The 18,315-nt window shown below is 69.7% G+C and carries 16 protein-coding genes; 6 read left to right on the top strand and 10 right to left on the bottom strand.

Annotated features, from left to right (window positions below; genetic code table 11):
• Positions 1-3: 3 nt before the first annotated feature.
• Entirely contained in the window at positions 4-918 is a 915-nt protein-coding gene (locus M3Q35_RS06015) for an NADP-dependent oxidoreductase (protein ID WP_273940648.1), read from the bottom strand.
• Between the two features lie 162 nt (positions 919-1,080).
• Here M3Q35_RS06015 and M3Q35_RS06010 point away from each other — a divergent pair, with 162 nt between their 5' ends.
• Entirely contained in the window at positions 1,081-1,905 is an 825-nt protein-coding gene (locus M3Q35_RS06010; RefSeq protein WP_273940647.1) for a helix-turn-helix domain-containing protein, read from the top strand.
• Here M3Q35_RS06010 and M3Q35_RS06005 read toward each other — a convergent pair.
• The 3 genes from M3Q35_RS06005 to M3Q35_RS05995 form a co-directional block, all read right to left on the bottom strand.
• Positions 1,841-5,518, bottom strand: a complete 3,678-nt coding sequence (locus tag M3Q35_RS06005) for an nSTAND1 domain-containing NTPase (protein WP_273940646.1) — start codon at positions 5,516-5,518, stop codon at positions 1,841-1,843. The genes M3Q35_RS06010 and M3Q35_RS06005 overlap by 65 nt on opposite strands.
• A 78-nt stretch (positions 5,519-5,596) precedes the next feature.
• Entirely contained in the window at positions 5,597-6,892 is a 1,296-nt protein-coding gene (locus M3Q35_RS06000) for a family 20 glycosylhydrolase (protein WP_273940645.1), read from the bottom strand.
• A complete protein-coding gene (locus M3Q35_RS05995; RefSeq protein ID WP_273940644.1) occupies positions 6,889-7,134 on the bottom strand; it encodes a hypothetical protein in 246 nt (81 codons plus the stop codon). The genes M3Q35_RS06000 and M3Q35_RS05995 overlap by 4 nt, the downstream gene beginning before the upstream one ends.
• A gap of 87 nt (positions 7,135-7,221) precedes the next feature.
• Here M3Q35_RS05995 and M3Q35_RS05990 point away from each other — a divergent pair, with 87 nt between their 5' ends.
• The gene (locus tag M3Q35_RS05990) at positions 7,222-8,094 is read left to right on the top strand and encodes an alpha/beta fold hydrolase (protein WP_273940643.1); all 873 of its coding nucleotides are present in this window, start codon (positions 7,222-7,224) and stop codon (positions 8,092-8,094) included.
• On the opposite strand, the gene M3Q35_RS05985 is transcribed toward M3Q35_RS05990, so the two are convergent.
• From M3Q35_RS05985 to M3Q35_RS05965, 5 genes are read right to left on the bottom strand one after another with little or no spacing between them, the layout of a single operon-like run.
• Positions 8,091-8,891: an SAM-dependent methyltransferase gene (locus M3Q35_RS05985; RefSeq protein ID WP_273940641.1), complete on the bottom strand. Its 801-nt coding sequence runs from the start codon at positions 8,889-8,891 to the stop codon at positions 8,091-8,093. The two genes, M3Q35_RS05990 and M3Q35_RS05985, sit on opposite strands and share 4 nt — an antisense overlap.
• 33 nt (positions 8,892-8,924) lie before the next feature.
• Positions 8,925-9,389: an HAD domain-containing protein gene (locus M3Q35_RS05980; RefSeq protein ID WP_273940639.1), complete on the bottom strand. Its 465-nt coding sequence runs from the start codon at positions 9,387-9,389 to the stop codon at positions 8,925-8,927.
• Positions 9,390-10,163, bottom strand: a complete 774-nt coding sequence (locus tag M3Q35_RS05975; protein WP_273940637.1) for an SDR family oxidoreductase — start codon at positions 10,161-10,163, stop codon at positions 9,390-9,392. It lies immediately after the preceding gene.
• A 3-nt stretch (positions 10,164-10,166) separates the two neighbouring features.
• The gene (locus tag M3Q35_RS05970) at positions 10,167-10,589 is read right to left on the bottom strand and encodes a cupin domain-containing protein (protein WP_273940635.1); all 423 of its coding nucleotides are present in this window, start codon (positions 10,587-10,589) and stop codon (positions 10,167-10,169) included.
• Complete coding sequence (locus M3Q35_RS05965) at positions 10,586-11,782, bottom strand: aminotransferase-like domain-containing protein (protein WP_273940633.1); 1,197 nt, start codon at positions 11,780-11,782, stop codon at positions 10,586-10,588. The genes M3Q35_RS05970 and M3Q35_RS05965 overlap by 4 nt, the downstream gene beginning before the upstream one ends.
• 111 nt (positions 11,783-11,893) lie before the next feature.
• On the opposite strand from M3Q35_RS05965, the gene M3Q35_RS05960 reads away from it, so the two are divergent.
• Positions 11,894-12,442, top strand: coding sequence for an Lrp/AsnC family transcriptional regulator (locus M3Q35_RS05960; protein WP_273940631.1), 549 nt, complete (start codon positions 11,894-11,896; stop codon positions 12,440-12,442).
• A gap of 84 nt (positions 12,443-12,526) precedes the next feature.
• Positions 12,527-16,375, top strand: a complete 3,849-nt coding sequence (locus tag M3Q35_RS05955) for a LamG-like jellyroll fold domain-containing protein (RefSeq protein WP_273940629.1) — start codon at positions 12,527-12,529, stop codon at positions 16,373-16,375.
• Here the strand turns inward: M3Q35_RS05955 and M3Q35_RS05950 are convergent.
• Positions 16,368-16,790 (bottom strand): VOC family protein, encoded by a 423-nt coding sequence (locus tag M3Q35_RS05950; RefSeq protein WP_273940628.1) that lies wholly within the window; start codon positions 16,788-16,790, stop codon positions 16,368-16,370. The genes M3Q35_RS05955 and M3Q35_RS05950 overlap by 8 nt on opposite strands.
• A 45-nt stretch (positions 16,791-16,835) precedes the next feature.
• On the opposite strand from M3Q35_RS05950, the gene M3Q35_RS05945 reads away from it, so the two are divergent.
• Positions 16,836-17,489 carry a GntR family transcriptional regulator gene (locus M3Q35_RS05945; RefSeq protein WP_273940626.1) on the top strand — a complete coding sequence of 218 codons (654 nt, stop codon included), beginning with the start codon at positions 16,836-16,838 and terminating at the stop codon, positions 17,487-17,489.
• A 97-nt stretch (positions 17,490-17,586) separates the two neighbouring features.
• Positions 17,587-18,117: an RICIN domain-containing protein gene (locus M3Q35_RS05940; RefSeq protein ID WP_273940624.1), complete on the top strand. Its 531-nt coding sequence runs from the start codon at positions 17,587-17,589 to the stop codon at positions 18,115-18,117.
• Positions 18,118-18,315: the final 198 nt, after the last annotated feature.

Below are 18,315 nucleotides of genomic sequence, written 5' to 3'. Positions count from 1 at the left end.
TCATCACGTGAGCAGCACCAGCTTGCCCCGGACGTGGCCTTCCTCGCTCTCGTCCTGCGCCTCGGCGGCCTCGGCCAGCGGATACGTGGTCACCGGCAGGGTCAGCTTGCCGGCGGCCGCCAGCGCGACGCCCTCGGCCAGCGCCCCCGGCACCTGCTCCTCCGCACTGCCCGACGTGAAGTGCACGCCGAGCTCGCCGGCCTGCCCGTCGGCGATGGTGATCACCCGCTCGGTGCCGCCGGTCAGCTCGATCAGGGCCGGCAGGTTGCCACGGCCGGACGCGTCCAGGGCGGCGTCGATCTGGCCGATGGCGTCCACGCGGTCGAGAAAACCGTCGCCGTAACGCACCGGGATGACGCCGAGCGAACGCAGGTACTCGTGGTTGCGCTCGCTCGCGGTCCCGATCACGGTCAGGCCGCGCGCGACGGCGATCTGGGCGGCGACGCTGCCGACCGTGCCGGCGGCGCCGTCGATCAGCAACGTCTCCCCCGCGACCAGTTTGAGCAGCGCCAACGCCCGGTAGGCCGTGGTCACGCCGGTGTTCAGCGCGGCGGCGTCGGCCCAGGACAGCTCGGCCGGCTTGGCCACCAGATTGTCGGCCGAGGCCAGCGCCATCTCCGCGTACGAACCGGAGGCCGCGCCCAGCACTTCGTCACCGACAGTGAACGCCGTGACGCCCGGACCGACGGCGTCGACCACGCCCGAGACATCCGATCCTGGGACGGCCGGGAAGGTGCCGGGCATCGAGGGCCCGAACAAACCGCGGCGCACCTTCCAGTCGAACGGGTTCACCCCGGCGGCCTTGACCGCCAGCCGGACCTGGCCGGGGCCGGGCTCCGGCACCTCGCGCTCGCCCACCTCGAGCACCGAGGAGTCCCCGTGCTCGCGGTATTCGACGGCCCGATACGTGTTCGACATCGACGTTCCCTTCGCGGCTGCTCAGCTGTTCAGCCCAACCCTGCCGGTTGCCGCCTTGTTCCGCAGATGTTCGGTCTTTGTCGTTCGCCGTCGGACCGGCGACATCGAACTTGCCGCTCGGACTACTGCTTGGCCTGTCGGAACTGAGGTGGGGAGCGGATCGTGGACGATGGGCAGTTCGGCAGATCGCTGCGGCAGCAGCGGCAGACCGCGGGGATGACGCAGCGTGAGCTCGCGGTGCGGGCCGGCGTCAGCGTGCGGGCGCTGCGCTACTGGGAGAACGGCAAGATCAACACGCCGCGGATGGCGTCGCGGCAGCAGATCCAGCAGGTGCTCGACGGCGCGCCGGCGCACAGCCCCGACCGGGTGCGGATCGGCGTGCTCGGACCGCTGACCGTGCAGGGCCGCAGCCGTGAGCTCGGCCTGCTGCGGCCGAAGGCGGCGGCGCTGCTGGCCGTGCTGGCGCTACAGCCCAACCGGGAGGTCAGCCGGGACGAGGTGATCAACACACTGTGGGGCGACACGCCGCCGGCCTCGTGCCTGCGGCTGCTGCGCGGGCACGCCGACGCCGTCCGGCGACTGCTCGGTCAGACGCCGTGGTTGTCGTCGGCGGCCAGGACCGGCTACGTGCTGAAGGTCGAGCCCGGCCAGCTCGACCTGCTGGAATTCCGGGCGCTGGCCGCGCGCGCCACGGCCACCCGCGGCGCGGGCGACCTGGTCCGGGCGTACGAGCTGTACGCGGCGAGCCTGGACTGCTGGCGGGGATCGCCGCTGGTCGGCTTCGACGCCCGGCTGCGGCACCATCCCGCCGCCGTCACGCTGGCCGATCAGCGCGTGGCCGTGGCCATCGAGTACGCCGACCTCGGCCGGCGGCTCGGCCGCCACGCGGAGGTCGATGCGCGGCTGCGCCGCCAGAGCCCGTTCACCGCCGGCACGGTGGCTGATAGCCCACATTGGGCAGGTACTGCTCCCACTCGGCCGGCGTGATCTCCGGGTAGACGCGGCCGCAGATCCGCTGCGCGACCTGCTCCGGATCGGTGTTCCACAGCCGCGCGGTGCCGTCGTTGCTGGCCGTGGCCAGCGTGTGCCCGTCGGCACTGAGCGCAACGCCACGCACACCGGCCTCGTGCCCCGTGATCACGGCGTACGGGGTCGGGTTGTGCGGGTCGGCCATGTCCCACAGCCGGGCGGTGCCGTCGTTGCTGCCGGTCGCCAGCAGCCGGCCGTCGGGGCTGAACGCCACCGAGTACACGATGTGGCTGTGCCCGGTCAGGGTGGCGATCGGCGTCGGGTGCTGGCGGTCGGACACGTCCCACAGCCGGGCCGTGTTGTCGCCGCTGCCGGTGGCCAGCGTCTTGCCGTCCGGGCTGAAGGCCACCGCGTAGACCTCGTCGGTGTGGCCCTTGATGGTGGCCAGCGTCGTCGGCGCGCTCGGGTTGCTGACGTCCGACAGCCACACGGTGTTGTCCCCGCTGGCCACCGCGATCATGGTGCCGTCCGGGCTGAAGGCGATGTCGTGCACCACCTTGCCGGGGCCGCTCACCTCGGCCAGGTCGCGCGGGGCGGCCGGGTTGGAGATGTCGCGCAGCAGCGCCATGCGGTCGTTGTCGGTGCTGGCCAGCAGCTTGCCGTCCGGGCTGATCGCGGCCGAGAACACCGTGTCCTGAAAACCGATGTTGGTGTGGCCGGGCAGGTCGGCCAGCTTCGTGCCGCCGAGGTCCCACAGCTCGGTCGAGTTGTCGTTGCCGGCGCCGGCCAGGAACGTGCCGGTGGGGCTGACGACCAGCTCGCGCACCGGCTTGTCGTTGCCGGAGAAGCTCGCCTTCGACTCCGGGACGCCGGTGGCGTTCGGATCCCATGACCGGATCGTGCCGTCATTGTCGCCTGTATACAGACGACCGTCCGGCGCGAAGGCCACCGCGTTGGCGGTCGTGCTGTGCCCGGCCAGCGGCAGGCTGCCGAGGTCCCAGATCCGGACCGTGCGGTCCCAGCTGCCGCTGGCCAGCGACTTGCCGTCCGGGCTGAAGGCCAGCGAGATCACGAAGTTGGTGTGCCCGGTCAGCGCGTCCAGCCGCACCGGCTTGGTCGGATCGGCCAGGTCCCACAGCTGCACGGTGGTGTCCGCGCTGCCGGTGGCCAGGATCCGGTTGTCCGGGCTGAACGCGACGGCGGTGGCCTGGTTGTCGTGCGGCAGCACGGCCAGCGGCTTCACGTTGCCGGGGTCGCTGGTGTCCCACAGCCGCACCGCGTTGTCGTTGCCGGCGCTGGCCAGGAGCTTGCCGTTGCCGCTGAAGGTGACGGCGCGGATGTCGCTGTCGTGCTTGACCGGCGAGGGCAGCTCATGCGGCTGCCGCGGATCGCTGATGTCCCAGAGCCGGCCGGTGCCGTCGTAGCTGATCGACGCCAGCGTGTGGCCGTCCGGGCTGATCGACACCGCGTTGACGCGCTCGGTGTGCCCGGACAGGACGGAGATCGTCGTGGGATGGCTCGGGTCCGACACGTCCCACAGCCGGACGGTGTGGTCATCGCTGCCGGTGGCCATCAGCTTGCCGTCACGGCTGAACGTGAGGCCGTCGACACCGCCGGTGTGGCCGACCGCGGTGGCGATCTCCTGCGGGCGCCGGGGATCGGTGACGTTGAACAGGCGCACCGTGTTGTCGTTGCTGCCGGTGGCCAGGATCTTGCTGTCGGGGCTGAATGCCACCACGTTGACCATGCTGCCGTAGCCGTGCAGCTCGGCCGCGACCTTCGGTGTCGCACCGCTGACGTCCCACAGCTGCGCCTTGTTGTCCTCGCCGCCGCTGGCCAGCAGCTTGCCGTTCGGGCTGTAGGCCACCGACCAGACGTTGTTGTCATGGCCGAGCAGCTTGGTGGCGTACGGCGTGGCGAAGGCCGAGAGCAGGGCCGAGCGGGCCTCGACCGTCGGTTGCAGCCGGTACGCGGCCAGGGCGAGCTGCGCGGCCAGCGCGGGGTTGGCGATGCGCAGCTGGGCCACCTGGCCGGCGACCTTCTGCGACAGTGCGATGTCCCGCTGCTCGTTGGCCGAATTCTGGGCGTTGACGGCCAGTCCGGTCGCCCCGGCGGCCACCAGCAACAGCACCGTCAGACCGGCGACCAGCTGGCGCAGGCGGCGCGTTCTTCGCTTCGTGGACCGCTGTTCCTCGTCGGCGACGGCGATGCTGGCGTCGAGGAAGTCCCTTTCCTTGGCGCTCAGGGCGTTTCCGCTCGTGGACGCCCAGTCGCGGGCCACGGCCAGCCGGGTTCCCCGGTACAGCGCGGCCTTCTCCCGACCGAGCTCGATCCAGCCGGCCGCCGCCTCGCCGAGCTGGGCGTGCGTCCGCATGCCCTCACGGTTGTCGGCCAGCCAGTCCCGTAGGCGCGGCCAGCTGCGGATCAGGGCCTCGTGCGTGATCTCGACGGTGTCGCCGTCGACCGTGAGCAGCCGCCGGTCGACGAGCTTGTCCAGCACCGTCTTCTCGTCGTCGCCGAGATCGGCCAGCGGGAGGCGGCGCTTGGTGTCCTCCGTGCCCTTGCCGAGGGCGGTGAGCCGCAGGAACAGGCCGCGGACGAGGTCCTGCTGGTCGGCCCTCAGCTCTTCGTACAGCGACTCGGCCGTGTTCGCGAGGGCCCCTTCGATGCCGCCGGCCGCCTGGAAAGCCGTCAGGGTCAACGTGTTGCCGCGGCGGCGGCGCCAGGTCTCGCGCAAGGCGTGGGACAGCAGCGGCAGGACACCGACCTGGCCGTGCGTGTGGACGACGAGTTCGGCCAGCAGCGCGCCTTCGACCGTGCAGCCGACGGCGATGGCCGGCTGCGTGATCGCCTGGCGCAGCTCGTCGACCGTCATCGGGCCGACGGCGATCTGAGCATCACGCAGCGCCTCGACCAGCTCGGCGTGGGCGGTGCAGTGGCCGTAGAAGTCGGCACGGACGCCCAGCACCACGAGGGCGTCAGTGGCGAGGAGCTGGTCGATGAACTGTGTGCGTTCCTCGGCGTCCTCGCAGAGCGTGAAGAGCTCCTCGAACTGGTCGACGACGATGACGTCCTCGGTGTCGAGGTCGTCTAGTTGCTTGAGGGGATGCGCGCCGGGGGCGATGATCCGGACAGCACGGCCCGGGTCGTCGGCCAGCAGCCGGGGGATCAGGCCGGCGCGCAGCAGCGAGGACTTGCCGGCCCCGGACGCGCCGAACACGCCGATCAGGCGGTGTTGTTCCAGGCGGGTGGCCAGCAGGTCGACCAGGCGTTCCCGGCCGAAGAACCGGTCGGCGTCGTCGGTACGGAAGGCCGCGAGGCCGACGTAGGGCGAGTCCGTCGCGGTGTCCGCGGTCGGCTCGGGCGCCGGGATGGCCGCGGCGGCGTCGCGCCAGCGGCGTTCCCACTCGGCGCTGTCGCCGCCGAGGGCCTGGACGTAGGCCAGGGTCACGGCGAGGCTCGGGAGTTTGCGGCCGGCGGCGGCGTCGGAGAGCGTGCCGGCGGAGTAGTGGGCGCGGCGGCCGAGTTCGCGATAGGGCGGGTTGCCGGCCTTGGCCCGCAGGTCACGCAAGCCGGCGGCGAAGCGGGCGGGGACGTCCTCGGTCTCGATGGGACGTTCTCTCCTCGGCATTCCATGCTCCAGTGGTTCGACGCTGGCGCACAGTATGCCGGGATGTGGCGGGGTGGCGGCCCCTCTACCGCATTTCCGCTACCAGGGCACTTCGGGCGAACGGAAGTACTTCACGCCCAGCACATCCCAGCGCGGTCCCTGCGCCGCCAGCCGCACCCGGTAGTCGTCCCAGGAATGCGTCCGCTGCGCCGACCAGCCGATCTCGGCGATACCGGGCAGCCGTGGGAAGGCCATGAACTGCACGTCGTCCCAGTTCGGGAACACGTCGGTCCACAGCGGAGCCTCGACGCCGGCGACATCGTCGGCGACACCCGGCACGAAGGTCGCCGGATCCCAGTCGTAGGAATCCCGCACACTGTTGTAACCGGCCCAGTCCTGGCCGATCGGCGTGCTGGCGTCGTATTTCATGTCCAGATAGACCTTGTCGGCCGGCGAGAGCACCAGTTTGTTTCCACGGTTTTGCGCCACCTTGGCCAATGCCTCGTCATCCTTTGAACCGGCCGTTCCCCAATAGTCGGCGACCGCCGATCCGGCGAGGTCGGCCGCCTCGACCTGGTGCCAGCCCATCAGTTTCTTGCCGTGCGCGGTGACAATTGCCTGCACCCGGTTCACGAAGTACTTGTAGTCGGCCGCGCTGGTGTTGACGGCCTCGTCGCCGCCGATGTCGATGTAATCGCCCGGCGTGATGGCCGCCAGTTCACCGATCACGTCGTCCAGCCACTTGTACGTGATGTCCAGCGGCACGCAGAGCGAGCTCCAGCCCGGATTCAGCAGCGGCGGCGCGACGCCGTCGCAGTTCAGCGGCGCGTAAGAGGCCAGCGCCGCCGTGACGTGGCCAGGGGTGTCGATCTCCGGCACGATCGTGACGTGCCGGCTGGCCGCGTAGCGCACGATCGCGGTGTAGTCGTCCTGCGTGTAGAAGCCGCCCGGGCCGCGGCTGGCGTCCGTGCTGCCGCCGTAGCGGGCCAGCCGGGGCCAGGACTTGATGTCGATGCGCCAGCCGTCGTTGTCGCTCAGGTGCAGGTGCAGCGTGTTCATCTTGTACATCGACATCAGGTCGATGTACTGCTCGACCTGCGGGACCGGGAAGAAGTGCCGGGCCACGTCCAGCATCGCGCCACGCCAGGCGTAACGGGGCGTGTCCTGCACCGTCACGGCTTTCACCGTCCATGGTCCACTTTGGACCGTCTTGGCCTCGATCTTGGCCGGCAGCAGCTGGCGGAGCGTCTGGACGCCGTAGAACAGCCCCGCTTCGGCCTTCGCGCTGATGTCGACGTTCACGGCCGTCACCGTCAGCCGGTACCCCTCGGTGCCGAGGCTCTGCGGGCCGCCGAGGGTGAGTCGGATGTCGCCCGGGAGGCCGGTTGTCGTCACCGGTAACCGGAATCCCGTCGACTTCCGCAGCAGCGTCGCCAGGTACTCCCCGTCGCCGCCGCCCCGGCCGGCGCGACGATCTTCGCCGTGGGCTTGAGCGTGAACGTCTGGCCCGGCAGCGTGACGATCGAGGACGGTTCGGGCACCACCTTCGGTGGCGGTGGCGGCGCGGCTGTCGCGATCGGCGCGAACAGCAGTGCCGCCAGGCAGGACACCGTCAGGCACAACAGTTTTCGGGTCATCGCCGCAGGCTATCGGCGTGATCGCGGTGCCGGATACCCGCCGACCGATCGATCTCGTGTTCACGTACTGGAACGTATGCTGGCGGAGTGGTTTCCTCACTGAGCCGTTGGGGCGGCGTGAGCCGGCACGTCGATCTCGACGGCCCCGTCCACTATGTGGACTTCGGCGGCCCGGCCGACGGGCCCGCCGTCGTGTTGGTGCACGGTCTCGGTGGCTCCCACCTGGACTGGGTGTTGCTGGCCGGTCACCTCACCGACCGCTTCCGCGTCTTCGCGCCGGACCTGCTCGGTTACGGCCTCAACGCCCCCGATCACCGGCACTCCACGATCGCCGCCAACACCGACCTGGTCCGCCGGTTCATCACCGAGGTCGTCGGTGGGCCCGTCGTGCTCGTCGGCAACTCCATGGGCGGGCTCATCGCTTCCCGGGTCGGCGGTCCCTCAGTTTCCCGCCTGGTGTTGATCGACCCTGCTTTGCCCTACCGTCCCGACGTCGCTCTGGTGATGACTCTTGGCCGGTTGGCGTTGCCTGTGTTGGGGCGGTCCGCGCTTGCTTTCTCCCGTCGTGGCCGTACCGCTCGCCGGCAGGTTCTGGAGACCTACAGGCGGTGTTGCTTCGACCCTTCCCGAGTTCCGGACGCTCTTGTCACCGCCGTCGCCGAGCTCCTTGAGCACCGCGCCGCCCGTCCCGGCGCCGACGACGCTTTCCTTGCCTCCGCACGGACTTTGTTGGCCATCAACCGCCGCACCGCTTGGGCCGCCCTGCGCGACGTCACGGTTCCCGTGCTGTTGATCCACGGCGAGCAGGACCGTCTCGTGCCGGTCGGTTCGGCCCGGGAGGCCGCGCGCCGCAATCCACAGTGGAAGGCCTTGTTTCTGGACGGCGTAGGACATTTGCCGCAGATCGAGGTGCCGGACCGGGTGGCGGCCGTCGTGCGGGAGTGGGTTGAGCCGGGCTAGGACAACCGACCGAGGCCGGCGACGGCGCGGCTGCCGATGGCCTCGTCGTCGGCGACCGGCCGCTCCGGTCGCCACACGGCGGTGAAGACGACGCCGGGTTCGACCAGGTCGTAGCCGTCGAAGAAGGCCGCGACCTGGTCGGGGGTGCGGAGATTGAGCGGATGGGTGCTCTTGGTGTACATCTCGACGGCCTCGGCGACGGCGCCGGGCCAGTAGTCGAACGACAGGCTGTGGGCCAGGGCCAGATAGCTGCCCGAAACGCAGACGTCGCGATAGCCGGCGACCACCTGGGCCGGGTCGTCGGCGTCCGGGATGAACGGCAGGACCTGGAGCATCAGGACGGCCACGGGCTTGGAGAAGTCCAGCAGGCGCAGCGTTTCCGGGTGGTTGAGGACCTTCTCGTGATCACGGATGTCGGCGTGGATGACGGCGGCGTAGGGGTTGTCGGCCAGCAGGCGCTGGGACTGGGCCACGGCCACCGGTTCGTGGTCGACGTACACGACGCGGTTGTTGGGATGCGCGGCCTGAGCCACCTCGTGCACGTTGCCCACGGTCGGAATGCCGGAGCCCAGGTCGAGGAACTGCGTGATGCCGACCTCGCCGGCCAGGAACCGCACCACACGCTGGAGGAACTCCCGGTTGCGCATGGCGAACTCGCGTGTCTCCGGCAGAATCGCCAGCACCCGGTCCGCCGCCTCCCGATCCACCGCGAAGTTGTGTGCCCCGCCCAGGTAGTAGTCGTACATCCGGGCCGGGTTGGGCCGGCTGATGTCCACGGACTCGTCGAACTCGGGCATGCCCGACATTCTGGATCACCACCGCTCCCCCGGCTACCCGCACCCCTCGAACCAGCTGGCCAAGATCGCGTAGTCGGCGGCGGCGAGACCGACCCGGGGATCAACCTTGTGCAGCAGGGCGTCCCCGCGGTGACGTGCGGAAACCCAGGCGCGATCGGCTTGTCCGAGCTCGTCGTCGACCCACGCGAAAGGGCGGCCGGCGGCGAACTCGACCAGGAACGGCGTCTTCCAGTGCACGCCGTGAGGAACCAGCGGGTCCACGTCCGGCCACGTGACGACGGGCAGCGGCGGCAGACCGAGCAGCGGCGCGATCTGGTCGTTCGCGTCGGACAACCACGTCGTGGCCCACACCAGGTCGCACGGCAGCGCGGACAGGCGAGCGCCATGGGCGGGGTCGACGCGTGCGAGCAGCGGATTGGCGGAATCGGTGGGATACACGGGATAGCCGGAACCGCCGAACGGGATCAGGACCCCGTCGACGTCGAGGAAGAGCAACACCTACACATACTTGCCCATGCCGCCGGCCACGTCGATGACGGCGCCGGTGATGTAGCTGGCGCGGGCGCCGGCGAGGAAGGCGACGAGGCCGGAGACCTCGTCGACGCGGCCGAAGCGGGCGAGGGGGACCTCGGCGGCGGCGAGGCCGTCGAGGAACTCGGTGCGGTCCTGGGTGGGAGCCCGCCGCGCGTGGATGTTGCCCCACTGTGGGGTGTCGACGAAGCCGATGTTGACGCTGTTGACCAGAATTCCGTCGGCCCCGAACTCCTGGGCGAGCACCTTGTTGAGGTTCAGGCACGCGGCGCGGACGACGGTGGTGGAGAAGAACGCCGGATCGGGCTGACGGGCGTAGACGGCGTTGATGTTGACGACCCGAGGCGAAGTGCTGGCGCGAAGGTGCGGCAGGGCGGCGCGGAAGCAGCGGATCTGGGAGAAGAGCTTGACGTCGAGATCGGCCCGCCAGTCCTCGTCGCTCAAGGTCTCGAAGTTGCCGGGATGGGCGCGGCCGGCGTTGTTCACCAGGATGTCGACGCCGCCGAGAGCCGCCGCGGCCGAGTCCACAAAGGACTTGACGGCGGCGGCGTCGGTGACGTCGCAGACCTGGTGGAAGATGTTGTCGCCCAAGGAAGACGCGGCCGCCGCAAGCTCCGAGGCGGAGCGGGAGCAGATGGCAACGGAAGCGCCCTCGGCCACCAGCTCGGCGGCGACGGCCAGGCCGATGCCCTTGGAGCCGCCGGTCACGATGGCCCGGCGGCCGGTCAGACCAAGATCCACGGGTCAGTCCTCGGCCTTCGACGGCTCGACCTGGGTGGCGGCGTAGTCCACGAGGGTCGGCCGCGGCGGCGTGAAGACGTCGATCTCCTTGCACGTGGTGTCAAGAGTCCGTGCGCCGTGCGGAACCCACGGCGGCACAACGGCGACATCGCCGGCCCGCATGGTCCGCGTGACGCCGTCGATGGTGAACTCGAACTCGCCCTCGGTGACGATGACGATCTGTTCCTCGGCATGACTGTGCATGGGAGCCTCGGTATTGGGCTCGTACGAGGCGAAGTTCAGCAACAGGCTCTCGCCCAACACAGGCTGGAAGTCCAGCCCCGGCACCAGAGTCATGGCCTTGATCGCCTGGACGTCCACGAACCGCCCAACCGCGGTCGGCGTGCCGCAGCCGTCGGTCTTGAAGTGCTCGGAGCTGGTGGTCATGGCCTCTCCCGCATGGTTCGGACGGCGGCGGCCAGCCGGACGACGCCCTCCTCGATGTCGGACTCGCTGATCCTGCTGTAGGACAACCGAAGATGCTCGTCGTCCCGGCCGGCGGCGAAGAATCCCGCGCCCGGCACGAAGGCGACCTTGCTCTCCCGGGCCACGGCGGCCAGCGCCATGGTGTCCACGCCGGGCACCCGCAGCCAGCTGAAGAACCCGCCCTGCGGCACGGTCCACGTGGCCAGCCCGTCGAAATGCCGTGCCAGCGCGTCGGTCAACAACGACGCGCGCCGACGATACAGAGCACGGGCCAGCGGCAGGTGCTCGTCGAGATGCCCGCCCCGCAGGTATTCCTCCAGCATCCGCTGCCCCAACGCCCCGGCGCACTGGTCGGAGTTCTGCTTGCCGATCGTCAGCTGCCCGATGATCGCCGACGGCCCGACGGCCCAGCCCAGTCGCACGCCGGGGAAGAACACCTTGGAGAACGTGCCGATCTGCACGACCACGTCCGGCCCGAGCGACCACAGGCTGGGCCGCGGCGTGTCGTCGAAGCCGAGCTGGCTGTAGGCGACGTCCTCCACGATCAGGATCCCGTGCCGCCGGCACAGCTCCACCAGCGCGGTCCGCCGCTCGACGGACATGGTGCGGCCACTGGGATTCTGGAAGTCGGGGATGGTGTAGACGAGCTTGGGCGGCGTCGGCAGCCCGGACAGCAGGGCGGCGAACGCGTCCACGTCCAGGCCGTCGGCGTCCAGCGGCACGCCACGCAGCGCCGGGTCGAAGGCCATGAAGCCGGAGACCGCGCCGAGATAGCTCGGCTCCTCGACCACGACCACGTCACCGGGGTCGAGCATGCTCTTGGCTATCAACGTGATCGCGTCGATGCCGCCGCTGGTGACCATCAGCTCGTCGTCGGCCGGCCGACGCCCGTCGGTCTGCGCCACCCGGTCGGCCAGCGCCTCGCGGGTGCTGGCGATGCCCTCGCTGGACGAGTACTGCAGCGCCACCGCCGCGTCGCTGTCGATGAGCTTGCGGGCGATGTCGCCGACCACGTCGGTGGCGAACAGCGACGGGTCCGGGAACCCGCCGGAGAAGTTGATCAGATCCTTGGCGCCGGCCAGCGCCAGAATGCCGCCGATGAGGTCCGGCGTCGTGCTCGTGCGACGGGCCAGCCGGGTCGTCCAGTCGATCACATGTCACCCCTCGCTTGACAGTCGGTTACGTTTGCCAGGAGAGTTCCGTCATCGACCTTACATATCCCAACCAATGACGTCCAGATGCCAATCAAGTGACGGAGAGTGACAATGGAGTGGGTCAAGCCGCTCGGCGGCATCGGCGAGCACGCGGCCCGGCCCGTCGAACCGGCCCAGCTCGACGCCATCGACCTCCAGCTGTTGCTGCTGCTCAGCCAGGACGCGCGGATCTCCCAGCGCAGCCTGGCCCGCGAGCTCGGCATGTCCGCGCCGGCCGTGGCCGACCGGATCGCCCGCCTGCACCGCCAGGGCGTCATCGAGGGCTACGGCGTGCGGCTCAACTGGAGCGCGCTGGGCTATCCGACCATCGCCTACCTGACCGTCACCGCCGGCCAGGGCTTCGAGCAGGGCACGATCATGACCAAGCTGGCCGCGCTGCCCGAGGTCGAGGAGGTCATGATCGTCACCGGCGGGGTGGACATGGTGGTTCGGGTGCGCGTGCGCGACCACACCCACCTGCGGGAACTGCTGATCAACGGGGTCTGGCAGATCGAGGGCATCCAGCGCACCGACACCTCGCTGTCGGTGGCCGAGAACAAGCCCAAGAACTCGGCCAGCGAGCTGCTGGCCGACATGCTCCGTCGGACCGAGCAGGGCTGACAAAACCGCCTTTTCGTGCAGCAGACGGCATTTCCCGCCCCGTCCCGGCGATCGTTGCCTGATCACGACCCGGACGGGAGCGAGATGCGCGCACGCATTGCTTTACTGACAACGACCATGGCGGTGGCGGCCATGGTCGCGCGTGTGACGGCCTCGGCCGCCACCGTGCTGGGCACCGTGCCGGTGCAGGCCGGCCAGCGGCTGTCCGTCTCGATCTACGACGAAGCCGGCAACGTCGTTCGCCAGCTGGCCGACCTGAGCGAACGCACCGGCCAGCGCCCGGTCAGCTGGGACGGCAAGGACGACAACGGCGACGACATGCCGCCGGGCAGGTACAGCTGGCGCGCCGCGGTGAGCACGGTGACCGGCGCCTATGACAACCAGGTCGGCGACCCCGGCAAGCAGGTCGGCAACAAGCCGTTCGCGGCGACCGAGACGCCGAGCCTGACCGCGGGCGTGGCCTACGACCCCGCCGGCAACCTGTTCACCGAGTCCCAGTCGGAGGAGTTCGACCCGCTGCGGAAGTACCCGCCGGGCACGGTCGCCGACGGCCAGCGGTCCTGGTACATGCCCGGCGGCACCGGCCACCGGGGCTACGCGGTCGCGGCCGACAACGACCACATCTACGTGGCGGCCCGGCTCGACGGGGCCAACGCGAACCAGCTGGTCATCTACCGCACCGATGCCCATACCGGCGCGAACGCGCCGTTCTCGGCCGGCACGCCGTACATCGTCGTGAACGGGCAGTGGACCTACGGCCGGCCCGTGGTCAGCTGCATGGCCGTCGACCAGCGCTATCTGCTGGTGTCGGACAACAACACGAACAACCTGCTGGCGTACGACAAGACCACCGGCGCGCCGGCACCAGTCCTCAATGGACAGTCGTCGCTGCACCTGAGCGCCGCGCCGCACGCGATCGCGACCGACGGCGCCGGCACCTACTGGATCGCCGTCGGAACCACGGTGCAGCAGTACACACTCGACAGCGCCGGCCATTTCACCGCCGGCCAGACGATCAGCGGCCTGAACCAGCCGTACGGAGTCGCCTGGGACCACACGCATTCCCTGCTGTACGTCTCCGACGCCGGCACCGGCAAGATCCGCGTCTTCGACGTGTCGGCCGCACCGCGCGACACCAAGCCGGCGCAGTTCGACCACCTCGGCCTGATGAACGGCCCGGGACCGGTCGACGACGACCACTTCGGCTGGCAGCTGGACACCTTGTCGGCCATGAGGCACGGCGCGTCGATCGCGGTCTCGCCGGACGGCACGACCCTGGTGGTGACCGACATCTGGAACCAGCGCACGCTGTTCTTCGACACCACGACCGGCAAGGCCCGGCCGGAGCGGTTCGGCGGCGTCTTCAACCCGGCCCCTGACGTCGACAACGGCGTGCTGAACAGCAAAGGCCTCCAGTTCGCCGTGCGATACGACCTGCCGGGGCATCCGTGGCAGCTGGCGGCCAACTGGACCCCGGACGACAACGCCGACGCGGCCTACATCGCCAACGGCTCGGTGATCCGCACCATCGACGGCCGCCAGTACCTGTACGAGATCGACATGGGCGGCTCCCAGACCCCCGAGTTCCCGCACGGCGGCGTCATCGTCTACCGCCTTGGCGACAACGGCGGCCGCGGCGCGACCAGGGTGGCCCAGCTGCGGGTCATCGCCACCGGCACGCCGCTGTCCGGCGCACCCGACGGCGACTTCCTCCGGCTGACCACCGATCGGGACGGCATCAAGGCCGGCGACCCGGAGACGCACACCAACACCTCGGGTTTCGTGATGGGCAATCCGTCGCTGTGGGTGGACGGCAACGGCGACCTCTGGTTCGCCGAGGCCGGCCAGTACCACACCGGCCAGCCCGCCACCGTCGGCATCGGCACGCTGAAGATGCACCACACCGGCACCGCGTTGTACGACCTGGCCGACTTCGCCGTGCCTCAGGCCGGCCAGCACGAGTTCGACCCGTCGACCGGCGCGGGATCCCCGTTGGGCCAGCAGGTCCGCCACAACGCCGGCAGCGACCTCGTCTATTCCGAGGCGGACACCGGCAGCTTCAACCAGTTCGGCGGCTACATGGGCAACACCGTGTCGGTGGTGAGCCTGTCGACCGGCAAGCGCTTCCTGATCCCGGGCCGCTCCCCGCTCGACGGCACGCCGGTCGCGACGCGGGACACGATCGACGCCATCGCGCTCGACTCGACCGGCGGCTATCTCTACACCACCAACTTCACCCACCGCGGCCAGGAAGTCGACATGCGCACCTGGGACGGCCTGCCGGTCGGGCACGCCGCCGCCACGCCGCCCCGGGAGAACACCGGCGAGATCGACATGGGTCTGTCGATGGCCGCGTTCACCAACACCGACGGCCGGCACTACGTCTACGCCGAGGACGACGGCGACGAGACCAACCAGCGCTTCGTGTTCAGCAACGGCACCGTGCGCCGCTACGGCAGCGATCCCGGCACCGGCAGCACCGCCGGCGACTTCACCTGGAACGGCGTCTCCACCACCCAGGATCTGGTGGCGTGGTGGAAGCTCGACGCGCAGCGGCAGCACTTCCGCTACATCGCCGACAGCACTCCGGGCGACCACTGGGGAATCCGGGTCGGTCTGAATCCCAAGACGCCGGCCGAGCTCCCGAGCGGTCCACGCAACGGCGCGTTGTCCTTCGACGGCACGCAGTACATCGTGTTCACCAAGAACACCAACGGTGCCACGGCCGACAACCTGTTCACCTCGCAGACCGGCGACTCGGTGTCGTTGTGGTTCCGCACTTCCACGGCCGGCGTCATCCTCGGCACGCAGAACGACGGCATGGTCAACACCGATCCGGCCCGGCCGGCCTCCCATCCGCCGACGGCCGCCGCGCCCCTGCTGTACGTGGACAACACCGACAAGGGTTGGCTGCACAGCGGCGGAAACTCCACCGTGTGCCCGGAGATGGTCGCGCCGGTCAACGTGCGGGACGGCAACTGGCATCACGTGGCCATGACCCGCACCCTCGGCGACGACTCGTTCCTGTATCTCGACGGCAAGCTGTGGGGCAACAACGCCTGTGCGCCGCTCGGCCAGAGCTTCGCCGTGCTGGGCACCGGCTTCACCACAGATCACAGCAACCACGACTTCGTCTGGCCCGGCACCACCGGCGGCTACATGCCGTTCATCGGCGCACTCGACGACGTCCGCGTCTATCACCGGGCCCTGGCCGCGCCCGACGTCCAGACGCTGGCGGCCCCGAAGCCGCCGTCGCCGGCCTTCGCGGACTGGAAGTTCGACGAGGCGGCCGGCAGCACCACGTTCCGGGACAGCGCCGCCGAACACGACCTGACGACCGCGCACAGCGCACGTCCGGCCGACGGCACCGGTCTGCATTTCACCGGTGACGCGAACGGCACGGCACCGGTCATCGCCAAGCGCAGCGTCACCGTGGTCGCGCCGGAGACCGTCGCCGTCCGGGTGCGCGTGCCGGTCGGCGGCGCGGGCGGCCCGGTGCTCGGCGAGCAGTACGGCGCGTATCCGGAGTCGGTGCCGTATCCCTACATCGCCAACAGTCCGGCGTCGGTGGCGGCGATCAGCGTGGTGGGCGGCAAGGTTCGCAGCTACGTGATGGACAACCCGCTCAACTCGGACTGCTCGATCGCCGACGGCCAGTGGCACACCATCGTCGTCACCAGCACCGCCGATGCCGCCGGCACGACCTTCCACAACGACCTGTACGTCAGCGGCTGTGCCACGGTGGCCCACCACGACACCAACCAGGGGGTGTTGACCGGGATCCACACCGATATGCAGTTCGGCGCCGCACGGGTCGACCCGACGGTCGGCGACGCGTTGTCCACCTGGCAGTACTTCGCCGGCGACATCGGCGAAGCCCAGGTCTACCAGCGTGTGTTGTCCGCGAGCGAGCTGGCGGCCCTGCTCACTTAGCGAACAGCTGGGCCTCGTCGCGGAACGCCTTGAACTCCAGGGCGTTCCCGGCGGGGTCGTGCAGGAACATGGTCCACTGCTCCCCCGGCTCGCCGGCAAAGCGCTGGTAGGGCTCGATGACGAAGGCCGTGTCGGCGGCGCGGAGCTTGCCGGCCAGCACGTGGAAGTCGTCAACGGTGAGCACGAGGCCGAAGTGCGGCACCGGCACGTCGTGGCCGTCGACGGGGTTGCGGCCGGCCTCGGCGCGGGCACCGGGCACGACGTGGGTGACGACCTGGTGGCCGTGGAAGTCCCAGTCCACCCACTGCTCGGCGGAACGGCCCTCGGCCAGGCCGAGCACGCCGCCGTAGAAGGAGCGGGCGGCGGCCAGGTCGTCGACGGGGATGGCCAGGTGGAAGGCGGGGCGAGTGGTCATGGCCCCCACCTTGCGGGTCGAATGTTCGAATGTCAACATTGGGACATGAGCCTGCCCAGGGCCGCCCGCCGCGGCCTGGCCGAGGAGTCGGCCGACCGGATCCGGGACGCGATCTTCGACGGCTTCTTCCCGCCCGGCGCGTCGCTGCGTGAGGTGGACCTGGCCAAAGATCTGGACGTCAGCCGCGGTTCGGTGCGTGAAGGGCTGGCGCTGCTGGAGCGGGAGGGCCTGGTGCACAGCGCCTGGCACCGCGGCACGCACGTGATCGACGTGACCCCGCGTGACGTCGAGGAGGTGTACACGGTCCGCGCCGCGCTCGACCGCCTGGCCGCGCTGACCGCCACCGACCCGGACGCCCTGGCGGCGATGGACGACATCGTCGCGGCGATGGCCGCCGACATCGACCGCGGCGCGGCGCACCTGCTGGCGCTCGACATCGCCTTCCACGACACGGTTTACGCCGCGACCGGCAACAGCCGGCTGATCCAGGCGTGGCAGGCCGTCCGTTCCCAGGTGTACCTGTTCCAGCTGCGACGAATCGCCACCAACCAGCAGGACTACCTCGCCCGAGTGGTGGTCGAGCACACGGAGCTGGCCGCCCTGATCCGGGGCAACGATCGCGATCTGCTGGCGCGTACCGCCGAGGAACACGTGCACTCCGCCCGCCGCGCCCTGCTCAGGCACCTCGCCCAGCGGTGAAGGCATACGCACTTCTACTAATGGTGCGTTTCTCCCGACGTTGACAGCCTTTCGTCCGGCAGCGAAGCACGCTGTCCGCATCGAAAGGATCATGTTGGTGTCCCGACTGAGACGACTGGGCTTGATCGTCCTGCCGCTGGTGGCGCTGATGCTGGGGCTGACCGCCGCCCCGGCCGGCGCCGACACGGACTGGTACCAGATCACGAGCAAGTGGAGCGGCAAGTGCATGGATCTGCGTGATCAGGAGGCCAATTCCTCCTTCCCGCACGTCCAGCAGTGGTCGTGCAAGGACGACGTCTCCAACCAGCAGTGGTCGCCGGTGCTGCAGACCAACGGCACCATCCAGCTGGTCAGCCGGCGCACCGGCAAGTGCATGACGGTGGACGGCGACGCCACCTACGCCGGCGCGCTGATCGTGACGGCGTCCTGTTTCACCGCCGACTCCTCGCAGCAGTGGCGGTTCCAGGTCAACCCGTTCCCCAACGCCAGCGGATCCTCGTGGCTGGTGAACGCGCACAGCGGCAAGTGCGTGGAGCTGCCCGGCTGGAACACCGACAACGGCCTGCTGCTGGCACAGTCGGACTGCGTCGGCGGCTGGAAGCAGTACTGGAACACCATCGGCCTCTGATTTCGACCCCCAAGATCAAGGGACCGATCCTGGCGTTGAACGTCAGGAAGGGCCCCTTACTGGCGTTGAACGCTTGGGTTCTAGTGGTGGTTGCAACACCTGACCCGTTCAGGGGTTGCCGTGTTCGAGATCCGCAAAGACCGCTCACCACAGGGCCGTAAGAAACTCCACGCTGAACGCCAGCACTATCTTGATCTT

The sequence above is a fragment of the Kutzneria chonburiensis genome, assembly GCF_028622115.1.
Lineage (GTDB): Bacteria > Actinomycetota > Actinomycetes > Mycobacteriales > Pseudonocardiaceae > Kutzneria > Kutzneria chonburiensis.
The sequence above is the reverse complement of the archived record's forward strand: the minus strand, read 5'-3'. Positions and strand labels throughout refer to the sequence as shown.